Here is a 21,064-nt window from a genome sequence, read left to right on the forward strand (position 1 = left end):
AGAGGGGCCCGAAGAAATCAAACTAATGATCAAAAGCCTCTCCTCACCCGGTTGTTAAGGGCTTTTTCAGAGTCTCACCGGACTCTGCGTCAGCAAACGCTTGCTCAAACCGCATCCACAGCGCATCGGGGTCTTCCAGCCCCACCGACACGCGGAGCAGATCCGCCGGCACACCACACTGCTCGGCCCAGCTCAATTCGTCGTAATGAGCCAGTTGGGTATATGGGCAAACCAGGCTGAAATGGGTGCCAAGGCTGGGCCCCTTGCTGATCCGAAGGGCGTCGTAGACCCGCTTGGAGTGCTCTTGGCCTCCCTTCAGTTCAAAGGAGAGCAGGCAGCCGTGGCCGGCCCCGCTGCGCATCAAGGCGCGGAAGTTGGGGCAGCTCTTTGGATGCAGCACCCGTTGCACGGCCGGATGGCTGTCAAGCCGTTCCGCCAGAAGCAGGGCGTTCGCATCGAGTTGCGGCACTCGCTGGAGCACATCCCGGCTGGCGATCTCCAGGGCGATGGCATCGGCATCGCTGAGGGGGGCGATGGCTGGAACCGCCGCCAGCAGGGAGGCCGCCCAGGGCGATTGCGGGCTCACCAGCACACTGCCCGCCATCACATCACCGCGGCCGGCGAAGCTCTTGGTGAGTGAGGTGAAGATCAGATCGGCGTAGGGCAGGGCGTTGAGGTTGATGCCGGTGCCGATCGTGTCATCGGCAATCACTGGAATGCCGCGGCTGCGGGCCAGGGCCGACATGCCGGGCAGATCCACGCAGCGCAGCAGCGGATTGCTGGGCAGCTCCACGATCACGGCCGCCGGCTGGAGCTGATCCAGGGCCGTTTCCACCTCGGTGAGGCTCTGCGGTTGCAACAGCTCGCCTCCGTGAAACACCACCTGCGGCTGCTTCAGCACATCCACGTAGGGAAAGCCCAGCTGCAGGGTGGGCCGACCCGGCCGCAGCGTCTGGATGGCGCTGAGTGCCGCATACAGGCCGGCCATCCCCGCTGGATGCAGGCTGATCTGCTGGCCATCGACGCCATGGATGCCAGCCAAGCGCTTTCGAATCAGCTCGCGGGCCGCGTCGCCGGATGTGCTGCTGGGGGATGTCTCTTTCCCCAGGGCGATGGCGGCCTGGCGGGAGGAGAGGCCCAGGCCGGTGTGCTGCCAGAACGCTTTGGCATGGGGGCTTGCCGCTGCATCACTGCGCAGGCAGGTCACCCCAGCAATGGCAATCAGCTCCGAGCGGCTCTCCGGTGCCTTGCGTTGGCAGTGGGCCAGAGCTGCCTGGGCTGCCGCTTCGGTGGGGTAGGGCCAGACCGTGGTGCCTGCAAGCTCCGAAGGCTGAACCAGTTGTTGGATCAGTGGATGCAGGCCGAAGCGGGGATAGATCGTCTGCAGGGCATCGCGGCAGGCCGGATCCTTCTCCTCGTAGGCGATCACATCGCGCCAGCGCGGCAGCGCCACAGACACCGCATGGGGGGAGTCGGGTAAGGGATGGCCGAGATCAGAGCCCTGCCAGGCCGGATCGTTGAGCAGATTGCGGGGACTCACGCCAGCAGCTCCAGGGCCTGGTCCAGATCGGCCTGTAGATCGGCGAGGTCTTCGCAGCCCACCGAGAAGCGCACCAGGCCATCGTCGATGCCCAGCTTGGCCTTCACCTCGGCGGATACCGCGGCGTGGGTCATGGTGGCGGGGTGGCAGATCAGGCTTTCGATGCCGCCCAGGCTTTCGGCCATGGTGAACCAGCGCAGTTGTTTGCAGAGGGCATAGGTCTGCTCCTGGCTGGCGTTGAAGCTCACCGTCACGATCGCGCCGCCGGCGCTCATCTGACGGATCGCCACCTGGTGCTGCGGGTGATCGCTTCGTTGGGGGTAACGCACCCAGTTCACCTTGGCGTGCCCCGCCAGTTGATCGGCCAGGGCTGCGGCATTGGCCATCTGCTGCTTGAGCCGCAGCGGCAGGGTCTTGATGCCCCGCGTGATCAGCCAGCAGTCAAAGGGGGAGGGCTGCAGGCCCAGGGCCTTCTGGGAGAACACCATCTTCTGGTGCCACTCAGGATCGTTGGTGCAGACGGCCCCACCGAGGGCATCGGAATGGCCGTTGATGTATTTGGTGGTGCTGGTGAGCGAGAGGGTGGCGCCCAGCTCCAGAGGGCGCTGCACCAGGGCGGTGGCAAAGGTGTTGTCCACCACCACGGGGATGCCGAGGGGTTGGGTGATGGCGCAGACCGCCTCCAGGTCGATCACCTTGAGCAGGGGATTCGTGGGGCTCTCCAGCCACACCATCGCCGGCTTCTGGGCTTGGATCTGCTCCAGTGCGGCCGGCTGGGTGAAGTCCACCCAAGCGGTTTTCAGGCCGAACTTGGCGAACACCTGCTCGAACAGCCGTACGGTGCAGCCGTAGAGGTTCTCTTCGCAGAGCACCAGATCACCCTGCTTCAGCTGGGACACCACGGCGGTGATGGCGCTGACGCCGGAGGCGAAGACGGTGGCGTGGGCGCAACCTTCAACCGAAGCGAGCACCCCATCAAGGATGCGGAAGTTGGGGTTGCCGGAACGGGTGTAATCAAATCCGCCAGCGTTGCCATGGGCAAAGGTGCTGGTGGGGAAGATCGGCGGCATCACCGTGCCGGTGTCTCCCGCAAAGCTGTCGCCGTGGTGGATCACCCGGGTGTTTAGGCCTGTGTTCACGGACGATCCATCGATTCGGACAGGCTAAGAAATCGCCTCTCCCATCCCAATAAAAAACCCCCGCCGTATGGCGAGGGTTGATGACGATCGTTTGGGTTGAACCGTTGGATCAGTCGAGGTCGGGCATGCCGAGCACAGGCTCTGCCTGACGGTCGATGCCTTTCTCGAAGCCAGCAGCAGCAGCGCGAGCGCGGCCGGCGTGCCAAAGGTGACCAACCAAGAAGAAGAATGCGAGCACGAACTGCGCTGCACCCAGCCATTGGCGGAGGTTCACGTAGTTCACCGAATTGGGTTCGGTGATGATGCCGCCCACGGAGTTGAGAGACGCGTTGGGAGCGTGGGTCATGTACTCAGCCGCACGGCGCACTTGCCAGGGCTGAATGTCGTTTTGCAGCTTGTCGAGGCTGAGACCGTTGGGGCCACGCAGGGGCTCCAGCCAGGGACCACGGAAGTCCCAGAAGCGCATGGTTTCACCGCCGAAGATGATTTCACCGGTGGGTGAGCGCATCAGGTACTTACCCAGGCCGGTGGGGCCCATGGCGGAACCGATGTTGGCGCCGAGGCGCTGGTCACGCACCAGGAAGGTGAAGCTCTGAGCCTGGGATGCCTCAGCGTTGGTGGGGCCCCAGAACTCGGAGGGATAGGCGGTGTTGTTGAACCAGATGTAGGCCGAAGCGATGAAGCTCATGAAGCTCAGAGCGCCAAGGCTGTAGCTCAGGTAGGCCTCACCGTTCCAGATGAAGGCGCGACGCACCCAGCCGAAGGGCTTGGTGATGGCGTGCCAAATGCCACCGAAGATCAGGGTCAGACCCAGCCAGATGTGGCCACCGATGATGTCCTCCATGGAATTCACACCGATGATCCAGCCCTCGCCACCGAAGGGAGCACGGAACAGATATCCGAAGATCACGCCCGGATCGAGGGTGGGGTTGGTGATCAGGCGCACATCACCTCCACCGGGGGCCCACGTGTCGTAAACGCCGCCGAAGAACATGGCCTTGAAGACCAGCAGCAGGCAGCCGACGCCCAGAAGGATTAGGTGATAACCAATGATGTTGGTCATCTGGTTCTTGTCACGCCAGTCCTGGGAGAAGAAGGAGGAATAGTTCTCCAGGATCTCCGGACCACGCAGGGCGTGATACAGGCCGCCGAGACCGAGCACGGCGGAGCTGATCAGGTGCAGAACACCGACCACGAAGAAGGGGAAAAGATCAGTGACCTCACCGCCGGGGCCCACGCCATAGCCAAGGGTGGCGACGTGGGGCATGCAGATGAAGCCCTGCTCATACATGGGCTTGTCGAAGGTGAAGTGGCTCACCTCGAACAGCATCATCGCGCCGGCCCAGAACACCATCAGACCGGCGTGGGCCACGTGGGCACCCAGCAGTCGGCCGGACAGGTTGATCAGACGGGCGTTGCCAGACCACCAGGCATACCCGGTGGAGGGGAGGTCTTTGCCGCCAGTGGCGCCAAGACCGGGATTAGAGAGCGTTACCACGGGGCAGAACCTCTTCAGGGAAGACGAAGTTTTCGTGCGGCTGGTCAGCCGGTGCCATCCAGGCACGCAGACCTTCATTCAGAAGGATGTTCTTGGTGTAGAAGGTCTCGAATTCGGGATCTTCTGCAGCGCGGATTTCCTGGGACACGAAGTCGTAGGCGCGCAGGTTGAGGGCCAGGCCGATGATGCCAATGGAGCTGGTCCACAGGCCCATCACAGGCACGAAAAGCATGAAGAAGTGCAGCCAGCGCTTGTTGGAGAAGGCGATTCCGAAGATCTGACTCCAGAAGCGGTTGGCGGTGACCATGGAATAGGTCTCTTCTTCCTGGGTGGGCTCGAACGCCTTGAAGGTGTTGGCCTGCTCGCCGTCCTCAAACAAGGTGTTTTCCACGGTGGCGCCGTGGATGGCGCAAAGCAGTGCACCGCCGAGGATGCCGGCGACGCCCATCATGTGGAAGGGGTTCAGGGTCCAGTTATGGAAGCCCTGGAGGAAGAGGAGGAAGCGGAAGATCGCAGCCACCCCGAAGGAGGGCGCGAAGAACCAGCTGCTCTGGCCGAGGGGGTACATCAGGAAGACGCTGACGAACACCGCAATCGGGCCGGAGAAGGCGATGGCGTTGTAGGGGCGGATGCCGACCAAACGAGCGATCTCGAACTGACGGAGCATGAAGCCGATCAGCGCGAAGGCGCCGTGCAGAGCCACGAAGGCCCAGAGGCCGCCGAGCTGACACCAGCGAACGAAGTCACCCTGGGCTTCCGGACCCCAGAGGAGGAGGAGGCTGTGACCCATCGCATCAGCGGGGGTGGACACAGCAGCGGTGAGGAAGTTGCAACCTTCCAGGTACGAAGAGGCAATGCCGTGGGTGTACCAGGAGGTGACAAAGGTGGTGCCGGTGAGCCAGCCACCGATGGCCAGGTAGGCCGTTGGGAAGAGAAGAATGCCGGACCAGCCGACAAAAACGAAGCGGTCGCGCTTGAGCCAGTCATCGAGGACGTCGAACCATCCCCGCTGAGGCGCGCGTCCTACAGCGATCGTCATGAGAGGTGAACGGTGCGGAAAACCGCAGGCTGTGGGATACGCCGAGACCTTAACAATCTTCATGGGCCCTGCGGGGCGCATTTGCTTGAGCTGAAACCCCTCGTATTCCTTTATTTCTTAGGGATTTTTTCTTATTCAGGCGCCCGGGCCACTCTGCGGTCACAATGGCGCTTCGTTCAGGCTGGGTCATGTCCGCAGCAGTGCTCGAGCAACCCGTGCTCGGCTCCCGTCGTCTCTCGAATTATCTGGTGGCCTCGGCCGTCACCATTGGCGGTGTGGGCTTCCTCCTGGCTTCGCTGTCGAGTTACCTCGGCCGCGATCTCCTCCCCCTGGGCCATCCCGCTGCTCTCGTGTTCGTCCCGCAGGGTCTGGTGATGGGCTTGTACAGCCTCGCTGCGGCATTGCTGGCCACCTACCTCTGGTACGTGATCGCCGTGAATGTGGGCGGCGGCAGCAACCGTTTCGACAAGGACGCTGGCGTGGTGACCATCAGCCGCCGTGGTTTCCGCAAGCCCGTGCTTGTGGAGATCCCCCTCAAGGATGTGAAGGCTGTGAAGGTGGAAGTGCGTGATGGTTTCAATGCACGACGTCGCATCGCTCTGAGAATTCAAGGACGACGCGACATGCCGCTCACCCGTGTTGGCGAACCCCTGCCGCTTGCTCAGTTGGAGCAGGACGGCGCCGAACTGGCGCGCTTCCTCGGCGTCAACCTCGAAGGGCTTTGATCGATGCGTCAATTTCGTTCCTGGTTGCTGTTGCTGGTCGTCCCCCTGCTGGTGAGTTGCAGTCCCTCACCGCGTGCCTCCGTTGTGACGGGCTGCGCCGATGCCCAGGCGGCTTGCCTGCAGGGGCTGGCCACCGTCATCGTGCAGACGAGCCAGGGCGAGTTCACGATCGAAGTGAATGGCGATGCCGCTCCGCTCACCTCCGGCAATTTTGTTGATCTGGTGCAGCGCGGCATCTACGACGGAACGATGTTCCACCGGGTTGTGCGTGAGCCCGTTCCCTTTGTGGTGCAGGGGGGCGACCCGCAATCCAGTGATCGATCGGTTCCCCTGGGGCAGCTCGGCACAGGCAACTTCGTTGACCCCACGAACGGCCAGGCGCGGATGATTCCCCTGGAGATCAAGTTTCGATCCGAACAGCAGCCCCGTTACAGCCGGGTCATCACCAACCCCGCAGAGCTGGATGACCTGGTGCTGCGCCATGATCGCGGGGCGGTGGCCATGGCCCGCTCCCCGTCTCCCGATTCCGCCAGCGCTCAGTTCTATGTGGCCCTGCGTCCCTTGCCGGAACTCGATGGTCGCTATGCCGTTTTCGGCCGAGTGGTGAATGGTATGGAGGTGGTGGATGCGATTCAGCAGGGAGATCGCATCATCAAGGCCGAAGTGAAGCAGTGAACTCAGGCCGGCACGCGGCTCTGGCTTGGGGACACCTTGAGCATCTCCGTGTTCACGCCTGAGGCCCGCTCAAGAGCCACCTTGCCGGTGCGGGCAATTTCGAGAATGCCAAAGGGAGCCATCAAGCGTTCAAGGGCCACCAATTTGCCTGGATCCCCCACCACCTCAAGGGTCATGGCTTCATCGGCCACGTCCACAACCTTGGCCCTGAACACCTGAACGAGTTCGAAAACGGCGCCGCGGGATGCCGCCGGTGCTGAAACCTTGAGCAGCATCAGCTCCCGTTCCACCGCCGGGCGCTGGGTCAGATCCAGCACCTGAAGCACATTCACCAGTTTGTCCAGCTGTTTGGTCATCTGCTGGAGGGTCTGGTCATCACCCTCAACGACCATGGTCAGGCGCGACTGCCCTTCGGCCTCCGCTGGGCCAACAGCGAGGCTGTCGATGTTGAAACCGCGTCGGGCGAAGAGTCCTGCAATCCGGCTGAGTGCGCCGGATTCGTCCTCAACCACCACCGAAAGGGTGTGTTTCATCGCCGCTGGTCGTCCCCTGCCGGTCTGGTCCTCCCAAGTTACGGTCCAGCCAGGGCAACACCACAGCAAGGAAGCAATCGGTTGCTTCGTCATGGGGGCAGTGACCGCAATGCTCCAGCACGCGCAGCTCGAGTTGTGGGTGGGTGGCTGCCACGGATTCCCCGATGCCCAGGGGCACGAATCGGTCCTCACGGCCCCAGATCAGCAGCATGGGCGCCCGAAGTTGCTCGAGCAGGGCGGGGGCGGTGGCGCCTCGGGGACGCAGCGCCATGCCCAGGCTCATGCCTCGGAGAGCCTGGGCTGCTGTGGGCCGTCGGGCAGGACGGGCCATCAGCTGAAGCAGCTCCTGATCGGATTGGATCGAACGGCAGTAGGCCCCCTGAAGCCCCGCCTTGAGCAGACCTGTGCGTGCGATCAAGGGCACCACAAGTTCAAGCGGCAGCAGGTGCAGCACCACCCAGAGCAGGCGCCGTTGCCAACGCCGTCGCCAGGGCGCCCGACGTTTCGGCAGCGGTTGGATCAGGGCGGGGTCCGGCAGGGGCGCCGCGACCACGGCTTGCACCCTCTCGGGCGCGAGCACCGCTGCGGTGAGTGCGGTCAGGCCCCCCAGGGAGTTGCCGATCACCACTGCCGGGCCTTGCACCACCTGGTCGAGGAACGTGCAGACTTGCTGCCCCCAGAGCCGGTTGTCCATGGGCCGCGCCGGTTGAGCGGATTGGCCGAAACCCAGGAGATCCAGGCTGTAGACCCGCCAACCTTGAGCAGCCAACTGCGGCCCGCAGTGGCGCCAGTGTCCGCTGGCGGCACCGAAACCGTGCAACAGCAGAACGGCGGGTGCCGCTTCCGGGCCGCTGACACGCCAGTGGCAGGGCCAGCCTCTCCACTCCCAGGTGCTCTGCACGCCCCACTCGGCAGTCTGGATAGCAGCAGACGGCACCCTTCTGAGCTCAACCGAACACCACTATCGCGAAGGTCTGGCTGAGCTCAGCCTGGGCCCCGGCTTTTTCAGGGCTGAGTCGCGTCCGGCCCGGGATCTGTCGGTGTTGCTGGCGCGCCATCAGCGCTCACGCGCAACGCGTTCCCTCCGCTGGCTTGATCTGATGGCCGGTTGCGGGATCCGGGCCCTGCGCTGGGGCCTGGAGGCCGTGGGCGGCCATGCGGCTGAGACAGAGCTCTGGATCAACGACGGGGATCCCGATCGCTTGGCGCTGATCCAGGCCAATCTGCAGCCGCTGCAGGGTGCAATCCGGCTCACGGCTGATGCTGCAGACACATTGCTGCACGGCGCGATTCTTAAGCGAAAGCGGTTCGATTTCATTGATCTCGATGCCTTCGGGGCGCCAGGGGCTTTGATCCAGCCGGCCCTACAGGCCTTGCGCTTCGAGGGCCTGTTGTTTCTGGCGTCCACGGATGGCCGTTCCCCCACCGGTCATGACCGTGTTGGCGCCATCCGCAGCCTCGGTGCCGCCGCCCGCGCCCATCCGGCCAGCTGGGAAATGGCCCTGCGGCAGCAGATCGGTTTGGTGGCGCGGCAGGCCTGGATGCTGGGGCACGGCCTGCAGCCGCTGTTCAGCTTCAGCGAAGGCCGAACCTTTCGCCTCGCCCTGCGCCTACGGCGCCGGATCCCCGCCGGTGATGAGCGGAATCTCGGGCTCGTGGCGCGTTGTGAACGCTGCGGTGCACAACGGTTTCAGCCTCTGCTGAAGCTCAGCGGTTGGCCGGCCTGTTCGTGCGCGGATGGTCAGGGGCGGTGGAGCGTCAGCGGCCCGTTGTGGATCGGCCCTTTGCAGGAGCCGCTTCTGCTGCTGCAGCTGATGGCCGATGCTCAAGAGTTGAATCGTCAACAGATCAGCCCCATTACCTTGCGCCTGATGCAGCGTCTGCAGGCTGATCCCGGCGATGGCCCCACGGTCTGGTCCACCGATGAACTGGCTCGGAGGCTGGGTCTGGGCGGACCGCCGGCCCTGGGCCGATTGGTGCGGGCGCTCCAGGCCGCCGGCCACCGCGCCAGCGCCAGCGGCGTCATGCCAGGCCAGGTGCGCACCGATGCTGAGCTGCCAGAGCTGTTACAGATCTGCACCAGCCTGCGGGGGGAAGGCCTTTAAATGGGCGGGTGATCGCTTTGCCCTGACCATGGCTGCTGAGATTTTTGGAACTGCTGCGATCTTCTGGGTGTTGATTCCCATCGGCCTCGCTGGCGGTGCATTGCTGCTGAAACTGCAGGGAGACGACTGAAGCAGCCGCTTGCAGACGGAGACCATTAGGCTCCTCGCTTCGCAAGGAAGGCGTTGATGCAACTGCTTGTGGTGGGTGGCACGGGCACCCTGGGACGACAGATCGCCCGTCGTGCCATTGATGCCGGCCACCAAGTGCGTTGCATGGTCCGGGTTCCCCGTAAAGCGGCCTTCCTTCAGGAATGGGGGTGTGAGCTGACCCGAGGAGACCTGCTGGAGCCCGACAGCCTCGATTACGCCCTGGAAGGCATGGATGCCGTGATTGATGCATCCACAAGCCGCCCCAACGACCCCCGCAGCATTTACGAAACGGATTGGGACGGGAAGCTCAACCTGCTCCGGGCCTGTGAGCGGGCCGGGATCAAGCGTTTTGTTTTCCTCTCCCTGCTGGGGGCGCACCAGCACCGCGATGTGCCCTTGATGGACATCAAGGCCTGCACCGAGAAGTTGCTGGAATCATCGGATCTGGATTACACGATCCTGCAAGGTGCAGCCTTCATGCAGGGGGTGATCAGCCAGTTCGCCATCCCGGTTCTGGAGAGCCAGACCGTGTGGGTCAGTGGCAGTCCCACGGCCATCGCCTACATGAACACCCAGGACATGGCCCGTTTCGCGGTTGCGGCCCTCGAGCGGCCGGAAACCGTGCGCAGCACGTATCCAGTCGTTGGCCCCAAAGCCTGGAACACCGGTGAGCTGGTGCAGCTCTGTGAGCGCTGCAGTGGCAAGACGGCCCGCGTGTTCCGGGTTCAACCTGTGCTGATCAACCTGATGCAGGGCATTGCCTCCTTCTTTGAGCCGGCCGTGAATGTGGCGGAGCGCCTGGCCTTTGCTGAGGTCACCGGCAGCGGTCAGACCCTCGATGCCCCCATGCAAACCAGTTATGCCGCCTTCGGGCTTGATGAAGCGGAGACCACAGGCATGGAGGACTACATCCGTGAGTACTACGACACGATCCTGAAACGGCTTCGTGAGATGGAAGCCGATCTGGACAAGGACGCCAAGAAAAAGCTGCCCTTCTGAACCTTGAACTGGCTTGGTTCTTTTGTACTGTTTCACTCATTGATTGTTTTCTGATGGCTGTCGCTCAGCTCAAAAACCTGCAGCGGCGTCTGCAGTTGTTGTCGGACGAGGCGGAACAGGGCCTCAACCGCGTCTGCGGCCATGAGCTGTGGAAGTCAGTGGGTCCTGATGCGGTGGATGGTGTGGCTGATCCGGATCGTCGGGCGGAAGCCAACTATTGGTATGGCCAGTGGAACGTGGTGCGCGAGCTGCAGGAGGCCATCGGCTGATGGCTGAGGCATGTTGTTCATCTCCGGAGCCCCAGTCTCTGGATCAAACCCAGGCGGTGCAGGCCCGCTATGGCGCAGCTGCGCAAGAGCAGGAAGCTTGCCTCTGCACGCCGGTTGGCTTTGATCCTGCCCTGCTTCGTGTGATTCCGAAGGCAGTTGTCGAGCGTGATTACGGCTGTGGTGATCCCACCCGTTGGGTGAAGCAGGGGGACCGCGTGCTCGACCTGGGCAGTGGCAGCGGCAAAAACGCTTTCATCTGCAGTCAGATTGTTGGTGCAACCGGGAGCGTCACCGGTGTTGATCGCAACGCCGACATGCTGGCCCTGTCCCGTGATGCGATTCCTGCCGTGGCCTCAGCCATTGGTTACGACAACGTTCGTTTCGTGGATGGAGCCATTGAGGCCCTCGATGCGCCTGATGCCACAGGAGAGCCCCTGATCGCGGATGCCTCCATCGATGTGGTGCTGAGCAACTGCGTGCTCAACCTGGTGAATCCATCGGCTCGAGAGAGGCTTCTCGCCAACATTCGCCGGGTCCTCGCCCCCGGCGGTCGCGTCGCCATCAGCGACATCGTCTGCGATCAGGCTGTGCCGCTGCGGTTGCAGCAGGACCCCGATCTCTGGAGTGGCTGCATCAGCGGTGCCTGGCAGGAGCAGGCTTTTCTGCAGGCGTTCGAGGCCCTTGGCTTTGAGCAGGTGCGCTACGTCGATCGCAGCGAGACGCCCTGGCGTGTGGTGGAGGGCATTGAATTCAGGGCGGTCACCCTCGTTGGGGCCCTCCCCGCCGGAGCCCAGAGCTCGAGCTGCTGCTGATCAGGCGGTTGAGCCTTTTCAGTTCGGCCGCGGTCACCTCACGCCACGCTCCCGGTTGAAGACCGGTGAGGTCCAGCGGAGGACCGTTGTCCATCAAGTCGATGCAGCAGCGCACCAAGCGCAACGTCGGCAGGCCGACAGCCGCCGTCATCCGGCGCACCTGCCGGTTTCGCCCCTCAGTGAGGGACAGCAGCAGCCAGCTGGTGGGGATGGCAGCGCGATAACGAATCGGAGGTGTTCTCTCGGGCAGCTGCGGTTCGTCTGGCCCTTGAAGCCAGCGTGCCTGCGCCGGCAGGGTGCGACGCCCCTGAACTACAGGGCCATCGCGAAGCTGTTGCAGTTGATGGGGGTTGGGGGTTCCTTCCACCTGGGCCCAGTAGCTGCGCCAGTGTCCAAAGCGAGGGTCGGTGAGGCGTTGTTGCAGGCGCCCGTTGCTGGTGAGGATCAGCAGGCCTTCACTGTCGGCGTCGAGGCGTCCGGCGGCGTACACATCGGGTACATCAACAAGGTCCCCCAGGCAGCTCCATCGGCTTCCGGCCTCCGGTGTGAATTGACTCAACACCCCGTAAGGCTTGTTCAGCAGCAGCGTCGTCAACTCAGCCTGCGTTTTCCCGCATTCTCCACAGGTTGACCACACCAATGGAGATCAGAAGCAGACCGATATCCATGCTCAACGGTGGAAGAATCACGGCAGGGGAGTGAGAGGTCGGCGTCGGAGCTTAAGGGCTCTGTTCTCTCATCGGGGTGCGAGTGGCCTTCTAAACTGGCTCCAGCAAGACAGATTTGGCTGCCGGCGCATGATCGAAACCTCGGGAGTGATCGAGAAGGAACAGGGCAACGGGTTCTATCTGGTCACCCTCGAGCAGCCTGCTGGCCACCAGTGCCTGTGCAGAGCCGCTGGAAAGCTCACCAAGTTCCGGATCAAATTGTTGGCTGGGGACAAGGTGCTGGTGGAGATCAGCCCCTACGACCTCACCCGCGGCCGGATCACCTATCGCGAGCGCAATGCTGGTGCTCCCGGCGGTCGTCCCGGTGGCAACCGCCCCGGTGGCCCCCGTCGTCGTTGATGCCCACCGCCCTCAGGCTGCTGCCTGAAGGCAGGATTCAATCGCTGCTTTGAATTCGCTGCGCTGCTTCACGCCCCGCCATTGCTTCACCATGGCTTTGTGGTGGAACAGCTGCACCGTGGGTGTGCCGTTGACACCAGCCTGTTCGGCAATCTCCTGGTCCGTTTCGATGTCGATGACGACGGCCTGGGCGGATCCATTCAGTTCGTCAATCACCCGCTTCAGCTGGGGCTTCAGCACATGGCAGGGGCCGCAGCTGGGTGAGGTGTAGATCACCAGCAGCGGCTTCGAGCTGTCGTGATAGAGCTTGCGCAGGGCAAAACCACCTTTCTGCCAGAGGCCTTGAGGGTCGTAGGTCGCCTCAGTGGTGACATCCACGTTCAGCGGGCGTTCGGCGACCGCCGGCTCCACCTCCTCACGCTGCACCCGGGTGGCCAGGTTGTGATGGCTCAGCCAGCGCTCTGCTGCCAACGCTGCTTTGCAGCCACTGCCGGCCGCAGTGATGCCCTGTCTCCATTCAGCGTCGGCCACATCACCTGCCGCGAAGACGCCCTCCCGGGAGGTTTCCGGTCGCCCCGGTTCCGTTGTCAGGTAGCCCTTCTCGTCGAGATCCAGTTGCCCCTGCAGCAGATCTGTGTTGGGGGTGTGACCGATGGCATAGAAGAGCCCCTTGACGGAGAGGGTGGTTGAACTGCCCTCGATGCGATTGCGCAGGGTCATCGACTGCATCCAGTCATCCCCGCTCACGTCGTCGATCTCGCTGTTCCAATGCACCGTGATCGCGTCGTTGGCCAACACCCGATCAGCCATGGCGGCACTAGCGCGGAGTTTGTCGGAGCGCACTACCAGATGCACATGGCTTCCGTATTTGGTCAGGTACACCGCCTCTTCGCAGGCGGAGTCGCCGCCGCCGACCACGGCCAGCTCTTCGTTACGGAATTGAGGTGTAGCGCCATCACAGATCGCGCAGGCGCTGATGCCCTTGCTCCAGAACGTTTCTTCAGAGGGCAGTTTGAGACGGTTGGCACTGGCGCCGGTGGCGATCACCAGGGCGTGGGTGTGGATGGTCTCTCCATCCACCTCGATGCGATAGGGCTTGGAGCTGAGGTCAATGCTGTCGGCATCAGCGTCCAGCAGGTGGGTGCCCCAACGCACTGCCTGGGACTTCATCAGATCCATCAGGTCGGGTCCGAGCACACCATCTGGAAAGCCCGGGAAATTCTCCACGTGGGTGGTGGTCATCAGCTGACCGCCGGGAATGCCGCCGCGCTGAAACCCGGTGATCAGCAGAGGTTGCAGGTTGGCGCGGGCTGCGTAGATGGCCGCGGTGTAACCGGCTGGACCTGATCCAACGATCACCAGGTTTTCGACATGATCAGAACGGTCTTGATCCACCGCTTAAGCGAATTGACTATGAGTTAAATCTAAATCCCGCTTCGAAGTTGGCGTGAACAAAAACTCAATAAAAGATGAGAGGTATTCATGAGAATTTAAGAAAATTTTTAGATTTCAATCTGAGAGTCGTTGGACGTGGGGTCGTGTATCGGTCGCCGCTTGCTTGGATTGCGTGGAACCGCCAGAACATTGGCTTCAAGCATCTCCATGTTTTCCCCGATGCAGGTGATCCATTCGCAGAATTCTTGCGTTATCGCATAACTGTCTTCATAGCGCTCTTCCTTGTCCAGCACTGCCATCCGCGTGGATGCCCAACCGCTTGCAACGATGACCCGGCGCTCCATTGCGGCATCCATGACGACTCCTCGATGTTGATCAGGTTGGCGGATCGGGGGCCGCTTCCGGCCGTCCAATTCGCACAAATTCGCATTTTCCTCTGGGCAAGGCTGTGCTCAGCGCTGCAAAAAAGCCGGCAATTCAGGCGTTTTCAGTCGGATTACGGCGCCAGCTCCGTCTTCCACGGCCTCCAAGGGAAGGCTTGGTCCGCGCCATGGACCAGCGCCTGAAAGCTCCTCTTCGGTCTCCTGCTCCTGAGAGCGCAGCACGTAGGGCTCGGCCACCGACCACGACCTCGCAAAGTCCATCAGCAGCGGGTCTGCCGGCGCGAAGACAAAGGAAGGCTCCCTGGGAATGGCTTCGCGGGCGGCCAGGTCTGGGGTCATCCGCACGGCCCGCGTGATGCCTTGTACAAAGCGGCTGCGGGTCACAACGGTTGTGAGGTAAGCCACCACCCGCAGGCGTGGCGCATCAAAGCCCTCCGCGCACATGTCGATGCTCACCAGCCAATCAGCCTCACCGCCCTGGAAGGCCTTCAACCGTTCCGTCGCTTGGGGGCTCTGGGAATGAATCAAGTCCACCCGGCTGCCGTCGTCGATCAACACCCGGGTGATGGCCTCGGCGTGGCTGATATCACGGGCGATGACCAGGCCAGCGGCCTGGGGTTGGCGCTCGCGCAGCTGATTCAGCTTCTGTTGGGCTCGCAGCAGCACCTGCTGACCAATGCTGCTGCTGTCGGCCAGGCGAATGGCGCGACGCAGGTTGCGGGCACGCCAGCTTTCCCGTTGTTCGGCAGATAAAGGGGAGACGTCGCGGTCGGGGTGCCCTTCGCGGCTGTGTTCCACCCAACCGTCCTGGAAACGAAACTCCAGGGGGCGAACATCACCAGCTGCGATCAGGTCTCTGGGTTCCACGCAAAGATCCGGACGGATCTGCTCCACCCATCCACCATCGTCCAGTCGCACGCGGATGCGTCGGGCCGCGCAGAACGCCAGGTTGTCGGCACGAAAGGGGGTCCCTGTCAGTCCCAGGCGCAGTCGGGCCGGGCTGGTCAGGTCCAGAAAGGTCTGCCCCCAGGCGGTGGCGTCCGGTTCGTCGGGGTCGACACCGAGATGGTGGGCCTCATCGGCGATGGCCATGCAGGCGCTCAGGCCCCATTGCTCGAGCCGTGCCCCCAGAGCCTCGCGCTGGCGACCGGCACCCTGGTAGGTCACCAGCAGGCCATCGGCTCCCTGGTTCTGGTTCGGCGGGCAGGGCCACTCCTCCAGCCGCAAGCCAAGACGCGACGCGGCAGTTTTCCACTGATTCAGGATGGACGTGCGGTGGCAGAAGACCACGAAATGGCCCAACCGGCCTTGATCGCGCATGGCGCGGAATCCCAACAGGGCCCCGAGGGTTTTGCCTGCCCCCGGTCCTGCAAACACCAGCAGGTCGCGGCTGCTGCCCTCAAGCTCTAGCCGGCGCCGCAGCAGCTGGATCAGCTGTTGCTGCCACTGCCGCGGTTGGACAGCACCTGGATCTGGCGCGGCATCCTGCCTGGGCGGGAGGTTGAAGCTGACGGCGGAGATATCACCTCCCGGGAAGATGAGTCTTTTTAACCATTCTTTTGTGCTGTGGCATCTCTACTCTCCGGCCATCAGCTCCATCGGGATCGGGTCCCGCCCATCGCCATGGCCCAAAGTCGTTTCTTCAGCAGCCCCCTCGATCAGCAGCGCGATCAACTCGATGACTGCTGGGACCTCGATTGCGATATCGATCCTCTGATCCTTCGTGCCCGCGTTCTTCATCGCCGCGGAAAGGCGGACTGGGCCCTTGGCCTGGAACAGGAAGTGCTGCCGATCGTTTGATCCGGCAGCACGTTGTTGCTTCGGCGCGCCGGCCTAGAGGGCTTCGGCGTGATTAACCACCAGATGCTCCACTTCCAGCAAGGCCTCTTCTGAGGCGGATCGGGCGGCCGTGAAATCTCCCTGGGCCGACTCCAGCAGCTGCTGAGCGAGCCGATCCAGCAGCTCGTCCCGCCGTTCCTCCAACATGGCCACGATTTCGGTCTCCACCAGGGCGCGGACCGCCTGAATGCGCAGGTCATCGTTGTCGGCTTCCGCGAAGGTGCCCTGCACAAGTTCCTGGATGAACAGGCGGTGCACTTCGCTGCTGCGCAGAAAGCTTTCCGTGGCGTTGATCATCCCGTCCACCAAGGTGCGATCGGGCTCGCTTTCGCCATCGTTCAGCTTGAATTCCCAGTCAAGGTGTCGCCGCTGCCAGCCGGCTGTGTGCAGGCTCGGCATCACACTTTGCGAGAAGGTGTCGACGGAGATCTCATAGATCCGCTCCGCCAGCCGTTCACACCAGTCCTTGCCGTGCAGCTGGAGGGTGGACTGCATGGTTTCCCGTTCGACGGCATGGCCGCCGTGGTGGCTGTGACAGAGGCCGTCGGGACACTCGATTGCGCTGAGACCCATGGGGAGCACAGAGGGTGCACTTCACGTAGCAAGAGCGACAGAACGGAGGGCCTTTCTTCAGGAAGCTTCCGGATCGCGAGAGGTCGACCTCGTAACCTGGCTTGGGTCGGTGGTTGTGTTCGCCTTGCCCAGACTTCTGATACCGGTGGAGTCGACACCGGGAGAAACCCGGGTCGCGGCAACGCCCGACACGGTCAAGAAATTCATCTCGTTGGGCTGCAGCGTCGCAGTCGAACGGGGAGCCGGAACGGCTTCCGGCTATCTCGATAACGCCTATGCCGCCCAGGGTGCGGATCTGGTCGAGACTGGGGATGCGTCGGCCTGGAGTCAGGCGGACGTTCTGCTCTGCGTTCAAACGCCGAGCGCGACCAGTCTGGCCCGCCTGCGCCAGGGGGCGTTGGTGGTGGGTCTGCTTTCCCCGTACGCCAACGATGAGCTGACGGCAGCCCTCAAGCGGAGCGTGCTCTCCGCCATGGCTCTGGAACTGTTACCCCGGATCAGCCGGGCTCAGTCTGCGGATGCGTTGTCGTCCCAGGCCAACATCGCCGGGTACAAGTCGGTGCTGCTGGCCTCAGCCGCGCTCGACCGTTACTTCCCGATGCTGATGACGGCAGCGGGCACCGTTCAGCCGGCCAAGGTGGTGATTCTCGGAGCGGGCGTGGCCGGCCTCCAGGCCGTGGCCACGGCCCGCCGTCTTGGCGCCGTCGTTTATGTCAGCGACATCAGACCGGCGGTGAAGGAGCAGGTTGAATCCCTTGGGGCCCGTTTCATCGAGCCCCCTGAGATGGAGGACAAGCCTTCGGAATCCGGTGGCTACGCCAAACAGGCCTCCGATGCCTTCCTGGCGGCCCAGCGCCAGCAGCTGTCGGATCAGCTGGCTGAGGCCGATGTTGCCATCTGCACCGCCCAGGTGCCCGGTCGTCGTGCCCCGCGCCTGATCAGCGCAGACATGCTGGATCGGATGCGCCCAGGCTCTGTGGTGGTTGACCTGGCCGTGGCCCAGGGCGGTAACTGTGCCGACACCGTTCCTGGCGAGACCGTGGATCGCAAGGGTGTGAAGCTGATCGGCGGCAACGACCTGCCCTGCAGCGTTCCCAATCACGCCAGTGCGCTTTACGCCCGCAATCTTGTGGCCCTGCTGGAGCCCACCCTTAAGGACGGCGTCCTCAGCCTCGACCTCGAGGATGAACTGATCGCCGGCTGTCTGATCGCCCAGGACGGCACCATCCGTCGTGGCGATGTCCTCACCCCAGGTGCCAACTGATGTTTGTTGAATTCCTCTGGGTTCTCCTGCTTGGCAGCCTGCTTGGGCTGGAGCTGATCGGCAAGGTTCCCCCCACCTTGCACACTCCGTTGATGAGCGGAGCCAATGCCATTTCGGGCATCACCGTGCTGGCAGCCCTCACCGCCATCATCAAAGCCGGCGATAACACCGTGCTGTTGCTGCTCGGTTCCGTCTCGCTGGGCTTTGCCCTGTTCAATGTGATCGGGGGCTTCCTCGTGACCGATCGCATGCTGGCCATGTTCAGCCGCAAGCCTGCTCGCAAGGAAAACCGCTGATGACTGACCTTCTCAAATACGCGATCGAGCTGGTTGCGGTTCTGTTGCTTGCCCTTGGCATTAAGGGGCTGTCCAAGGTGCGCTCCGCCCGTGGAGCCAATCAGCTGGCTGCTGTGGCCATGGGCCTCGCCGTGCTGGGCCTGCTGATCAACTACCTCGGCACCAGCGGCATCAGCAGCGTGGCCTGGACATGGATCATCGCCGGAACCTTGGTGGGTGGTGTGCTCGGTGCCATCACCGCCCAGCGGGTGCCGATGACCTCGATGCCCGAGACAGTCGCCCTCTTCAACGGCTGCGGCGGCATGTCGTCGCTGTTGGTGGCCCTGGCGGCTGCGCTGTATCCGGCAGCCCTTGATGCATCAGGCCCCGTGGCCGTGGTGTCGATCGTGGTCTCCGTGTTCGTGGGGGCGATCACCTTCACCGGCTCGATCGTTGCCATGGCCAAGCTGCAGGGCTGGCTGTCCACGCCGGCCTGGATGCAGAGCAGGGCCCGCCATGCCGTGAACATCGCTCTGGCGGTGGCATCGCTGGTGGGTGCCGTTGAGATGCTGCGCAACGCTGAGTCGGGCACAGGCCTCTGGCTGCTGGTGGTGGCCTCGGGCCTGCTGGGGATCGGGGTGACGCTGCCGATCGGCGGCGCCGACATGCCCGTGGTGATTTCGCTGCTGAACAGCTACTCCGGTGTGGCTGCTGCCGCTGCCGGTTTCGTGGTGGGCAGCCAGTTGCTGATCGTGGCCGGTGCCATGGTCGGTGCTGCAGGCTTGATCCTCACCCAGGTGATGTGCAACGGCATGAACCGTTCCCTGGTGTCAGTGTTGTTTGGTGGCGCCCTGGGTGCCACGAGTGCTACAGGCGGTGGCGGTGGTGAATACACCAACATCACCAGCTGCAGCGTTGAGGAATGCGCTCTCACTCTCGAAGCAGCTGAACGGGTGGTGATTGTTCCGGGTTATGGCTTGGCTGTGGCCCAGGCGCAGCACACCCTGCGGGAAGTGACCCGGGTTCTTGAGAGTGCAGGCATCGATGTGGCTTACGCCATTCACCCCGTGGCAGGCCGCATGCCGGGGCACATGAATGTGCTGCTGGCTGAGGCGGATGTGCCCTACGAGCAGCTCCAGGAAATGGACCAGATCAATCCCGAGTTCCCCGCCACCGACGTGGTGCTGGTGCTGGGGGCCAACGATGTGGTCAATCCTCAGGCCAAGAACGACTCCAGTTCGCCGTTGTACGGCATGCCCGTGCTCGATGTGCAGGATGCCCGCACGGTGTTTGTGGTGAAACGGGGCATGAGCGCTGGATATTCCGGCATCAAGAACGACCTGTTTGAGCTGGCCAACACGTCGATGTTGTTCGGCGATGCGAAAAAGGTGCTTGGCGACCTTTTGGTGGAACTCAAGGATCTGGGCCTGGGCAAGAAGTGACGGTCCGCGGCGGTGATCACCCCCAGCTGCTTCAGCGGCTGGGGCTTCCGTCGTTTCAGCAGCGCTGGCCGTGGATCGGTGGCGATCTGCAAACCCTTCGCGACACCCTGCGCGAGGTCGATCTGCCCCATGAACAAGGGGTTCCGATTGAAATCCCTGTGCCCGCCCTGCCCAGTGGAGCGGCGGATGCCGGGGCCTTGCTGGCCTTGCTCGATCAGCCGCAAGGGGAGTCCAAGGGCCTGGTGCTGTTGCTGCACGGCCTGGGGGGATCCAGTTCCCGGGAAGGCCTGAGGCGGATGGGTGTTGCCCTGCAAGTCGCAGGTTTTGCGGTGCTGCGCCTGAATCTGCGCGGTGCTGATCCAGGCCGGCATCTGGCGGGTGGAACCTACGCAGCGCGCTGCAACAGCGATCTGTTGCCGGTGATCGCGCGGGCCAGAACCTTGGCGGCGGGCCGGCCGCTGCTGGGGGCCGGCATCTCTCTGGGCGGCACGATGTTGCTGAATGCCTGTCTGGCTTTGCCTGGCGTGCTCGATGGCCTGTTCTGTGCCAGCAGTCCCCTGGATCTGGCCGCCTGCAGTGCCTCGATCGAGCGGCCGCGCAATCGCATCTATCAACGCTGGCTGCTCAAGCGATTGGTGCGGCAGACCCTGGCGGACCCCTTTGGGGTGAGCCGTGAGGAGGAGGTCACGCTGCAGGCGACCCCTCCCCGTTCGATCCGTGCCTTCGACAGTGCTTTGACGGCTCCCCGTTGGGGCTTCGCGAACGTGGAGGCCTATTACCGCGAGGCGTCCCCCTTGCAGCACCTGGTGACCGCCTGCGATGCGATGCCGCCCACGCTGCTGCTGCAGGCCCTCGATGATCCCTGGGTTCCCGCTTCCTCAGCGATGCATCTCAGCGAGGCGTTGCCGCTCGAAGCACCGATTCGCCTCTTGTTCACGCGTCATGGCGGACACAATGGATTCCATGGGCGTGGGGGCTGCTGGGGGGATCAGCTGGCGGCGGCCTGGCTCAGCGCCATCACCGACCGCTGAATCAACCAGTCATCAATGGGATGCCCCCCGACCACATGTTCGGTGAGGATCCGATCGATGCGCTCCGGCGTCACACCGCCGTACCAGCAGCCATCGGGCCAGATCAGCAGCACCGGACCGTTGCTGCAGATTCTGAGGCAGTCCGCTTTGCTGCGCAGCACGATGCCCTGGTCCCGTTGTGGGTTCTCCAGATCCAGCCGTTGGATGCCCTGCTTCAGTGCAGCCCAGCTCTCAGCACCAAGCTGAGGGTCGCAGCACTTGGCTTTGCTGGCCGTTGCGCAGAGCAGGAGATGGTGGCTCACCCGGTGGAT

At 63.2% G+C, this 21,064-nt stretch carries 25 protein-coding genes; 13 read left to right on the forward strand and 12 right to left on the reverse strand.

Translation table 11 applies throughout. The annotated features are described in order from the left end of the window. Positions 1-43: 43 nt before the first annotated feature. The 4 genes from KR52_RS05965 to psbD form a co-directional block, all read right to left on the reverse strand. A complete protein-coding gene (locus KR52_RS05965) occupies positions 44-1,540 on the reverse strand; it encodes a PLP-dependent transferase (RefSeq protein WP_038553670.1) in 1,497 nt (498 codons plus the stop codon). Then, entirely contained in the window at positions 1,537-2,679 is a 1,143-nt protein-coding gene (locus KR52_RS05970) for a PLP-dependent aspartate aminotransferase family protein (RefSeq protein ID WP_038553673.1), read from the reverse strand. Before KR52_RS05970 ends, KR52_RS05965 begins: the two co-directional genes overlap by 4 nt. A gap of 109 nt (positions 2,680-2,788) precedes the next feature. Continuing rightward, positions 2,789-4,177, reverse strand: coding sequence for a photosystem II reaction center protein CP43 (gene psbC, locus KR52_RS05975; RefSeq protein WP_038553676.1), 1,389 nt, complete (start codon positions 4,175-4,177; stop codon positions 2,789-2,791). Beyond that, positions 4,161-5,216 (reverse strand): photosystem II D2 protein (photosystem q(a) protein), encoded by a 1,056-nt coding sequence (psbD, locus tag KR52_RS05980; RefSeq protein WP_006041823.1) that lies wholly within the window; start codon positions 5,214-5,216, stop codon positions 4,161-4,163. Before psbD ends, psbC begins: the two co-directional genes overlap by 17 nt. Positions 5,217-5,404: 188 nt before the next feature. Here psbD and KR52_RS05985 point away from each other — a divergent pair, with 188 nt between their 5' ends. Then, on the forward strand, positions 5,405-5,941 hold the full coding sequence (locus KR52_RS05985; RefSeq protein WP_038556932.1) for a photosystem I assembly protein Ycf4: 537 nt from the start codon (positions 5,405-5,407) through the stop codon (positions 5,939-5,941). A 3-nt stretch (positions 5,942-5,944) separates the two neighbouring features. After that, on the forward strand, positions 5,945-6,616 hold the full coding sequence (locus KR52_RS05990; protein ID WP_038553679.1) for a peptidylprolyl isomerase: 672 nt from the start codon (positions 5,945-5,947) through the stop codon (positions 6,614-6,616). Between the two features lie 2 nt (positions 6,617-6,618). Here KR52_RS05990 and ilvN read toward each other — a convergent pair whose 3' ends face one another. Together ilvN and KR52_RS06000 are read right to left on the reverse strand one after the other, a co-directional pair. Next, positions 6,619-7,149 carry an acetolactate synthase small subunit gene (gene ilvN / locus KR52_RS05995; RefSeq protein ID WP_038553682.1) on the reverse strand — a complete coding sequence of 177 codons (531 nt, stop codon included), beginning with the start codon at positions 7,147-7,149 and terminating at the stop codon, positions 6,619-6,621. Beyond that, positions 7,121-8,086 carry an alpha/beta fold hydrolase gene (locus KR52_RS06000; protein ID WP_051834401.1) on the reverse strand — a complete coding sequence of 322 codons (966 nt, stop codon included), beginning with the start codon at positions 8,084-8,086 and terminating at the stop codon, positions 7,121-7,123. The genes ilvN and KR52_RS06000 overlap by 29 nt, the downstream gene beginning before the upstream one ends. 97 nt (positions 8,087-8,183) lie before the next feature. Here KR52_RS06000 and KR52_RS06005 point away from each other — a divergent pair, with 97 nt between their 5' ends. The 5 genes from KR52_RS06005 to KR52_RS06025 are packed head-to-tail and all read left to right on the forward strand — an operon-like array spanning position 8,184 to position 11,484. Continuing rightward, positions 8,184-9,254, forward strand: a complete 1,071-nt coding sequence (locus KR52_RS06005; protein WP_253912472.1) for a N2,N2-dimethylguanosine tRNA methyltransferase — start codon at positions 8,184-8,186, stop codon at positions 9,252-9,254. Between the two features lie 28 nt (positions 9,255-9,282). After that, the gene (petM, locus tag KR52_RS06010) at positions 9,283-9,384 is read left to right on the forward strand and encodes a cytochrome b6-f complex subunit PetM (RefSeq protein WP_038553686.1); all 102 of its coding nucleotides are present in this window, start codon (positions 9,283-9,285) and stop codon (positions 9,382-9,384) included. 56 nt (positions 9,385-9,440) lie between these two features. Further along, positions 9,441-10,403 carry an NAD(P)H-binding protein gene (locus KR52_RS06015; RefSeq protein ID WP_038553688.1) on the forward strand — a complete coding sequence of 321 codons (963 nt, stop codon included), beginning with the start codon at positions 9,441-9,443 and terminating at the stop codon, positions 10,401-10,403. A 53-nt stretch (positions 10,404-10,456) separates the two neighbouring features. Continuing rightward, positions 10,457-10,672 carry a hypothetical protein gene (locus KR52_RS06020; protein WP_006851288.1) on the forward strand — a complete coding sequence of 72 codons (216 nt, stop codon included), beginning with the start codon at positions 10,457-10,459 and terminating at the stop codon, positions 10,670-10,672. Then, positions 10,672-11,484 (forward strand): methyltransferase domain-containing protein, encoded by an 813-nt coding sequence (locus KR52_RS06025; protein ID WP_038553692.1) that lies wholly within the window; start codon positions 10,672-10,674, stop codon positions 11,482-11,484. The genes KR52_RS06020 and KR52_RS06025 overlap by 1 nt, the downstream gene beginning before the upstream one ends. Here the strand turns inward: KR52_RS06025 and KR52_RS06030 are convergent. After that, the gene (locus KR52_RS06030) at positions 11,432-12,079 is read right to left on the reverse strand and encodes a pseudouridine synthase (protein ID WP_038553695.1); all 648 of its coding nucleotides are present in this window, start codon (positions 12,077-12,079) and stop codon (positions 11,432-11,434) included. The two genes, KR52_RS06025 and KR52_RS06030, sit on opposite strands and share 53 nt — an antisense overlap. Positions 12,080-12,281: 202 nt before the next feature. Between KR52_RS06030 and infA the strand changes: the two genes are divergently transcribed. Then, positions 12,282-12,551: a translation initiation factor IF-1 gene (gene infA / locus KR52_RS06035; RefSeq protein ID WP_006041809.1), complete on the forward strand. Its 270-nt coding sequence runs from the start codon at positions 12,282-12,284 to the stop codon at positions 12,549-12,551. A 12-nt stretch (positions 12,552-12,563) separates the two neighbouring features. Here the strand turns inward: infA and trxB are convergent, their stop codons facing one another. From trxB to KR52_RS06050, 3 genes are all read right to left on the reverse strand, one after another. Beyond that, positions 12,564-13,910, reverse strand: a complete 1,347-nt coding sequence (trxB, locus tag KR52_RS06040) for a thioredoxin-disulfide reductase (protein WP_371257699.1) — start codon at positions 13,908-13,910, stop codon at positions 12,564-12,566. A 143-nt stretch (positions 13,911-14,053) separates the two neighbouring features. Next, positions 14,054-14,302: a hypothetical protein gene (locus KR52_RS06045; protein ID WP_038553702.1), complete on the reverse strand. Its 249-nt coding sequence runs from the start codon at positions 14,300-14,302 to the stop codon at positions 14,054-14,056. A gap of 96 nt (positions 14,303-14,398) precedes the next feature. Then, entirely contained in the window at positions 14,399-15,754 is a 1,356-nt protein-coding gene (locus KR52_RS06050) for a DEAD/DEAH box helicase family protein (RefSeq protein ID WP_038553705.1), read from the reverse strand. Between the two features lie 141 nt (positions 15,755-15,895). Between KR52_RS06050 and KR52_RS14185 the strand changes: the two genes are divergently transcribed. Continuing rightward, positions 15,896-16,129, forward strand: a complete 234-nt coding sequence (locus tag KR52_RS14185) for a hypothetical protein (protein WP_156957617.1) — start codon at positions 15,896-15,898, stop codon at positions 16,127-16,129. A 33-nt stretch (positions 16,130-16,162) separates the two neighbouring features. On the opposite strand, the gene KR52_RS06055 is transcribed toward KR52_RS14185, so the two are convergent. Beyond that, entirely contained in the window at positions 16,163-16,741 is a 579-nt protein-coding gene (locus KR52_RS06055; RefSeq protein ID WP_038553708.1) for a hypothetical protein, read from the reverse strand. 124 nt (positions 16,742-16,865) lie between these two features. On the opposite strand from KR52_RS06055, the gene KR52_RS06060 reads away from it, so the two are divergent. The 4 genes from KR52_RS06060 to KR52_RS06075 are packed head-to-tail and all read left to right on the forward strand — an operon-like array spanning position 16,866 to position 20,753. Next, a complete protein-coding gene (locus KR52_RS06060; RefSeq protein WP_253912460.1) occupies positions 16,866-18,005 on the forward strand; it encodes a Re/Si-specific NAD(P)(+) transhydrogenase subunit alpha in 1,140 nt (379 codons plus the stop codon). Further along, a complete protein-coding gene (locus tag KR52_RS06065; protein ID WP_011364925.1) occupies positions 18,005-18,301 on the forward strand; it encodes an NAD(P) transhydrogenase subunit alpha in 297 nt (98 codons plus the stop codon). The genes KR52_RS06060 and KR52_RS06065 overlap by 1 nt, the downstream gene beginning before the upstream one ends. Beyond that, entirely contained in the window at positions 18,301-19,722 is a 1,422-nt protein-coding gene (locus tag KR52_RS06070) for an NAD(P)(+) transhydrogenase (Re/Si-specific) subunit beta (protein ID WP_038553713.1), read from the forward strand. Before KR52_RS06065 ends, KR52_RS06070 begins: the two co-directional genes overlap by 1 nt. After that, positions 19,719-20,753 (forward strand): alpha/beta fold hydrolase, encoded by a 1,035-nt coding sequence (locus tag KR52_RS06075; RefSeq protein ID WP_038553716.1) that lies wholly within the window; start codon positions 19,719-19,721, stop codon positions 20,751-20,753. The genes KR52_RS06070 and KR52_RS06075 overlap by 4 nt, the downstream gene beginning before the upstream one ends. Here the strand turns inward: KR52_RS06075 and KR52_RS06080 are convergent. After that, positions 20,711-21,064 (reverse strand): ferredoxin, encoded by a 354-nt coding sequence (locus KR52_RS06080; protein WP_371257704.1) that lies wholly within the window; start codon positions 21,062-21,064, stop codon positions 20,711-20,713. The genes KR52_RS06075 and KR52_RS06080 overlap by 43 nt on opposite strands.

The organism is Synechococcus sp. KORDI-52 (assembly GCF_000737595.1).
Classification (GTDB): Bacteria; Cyanobacteriota; Cyanobacteriia; order PCC-6307; family Cyanobiaceae; genus Parasynechococcus.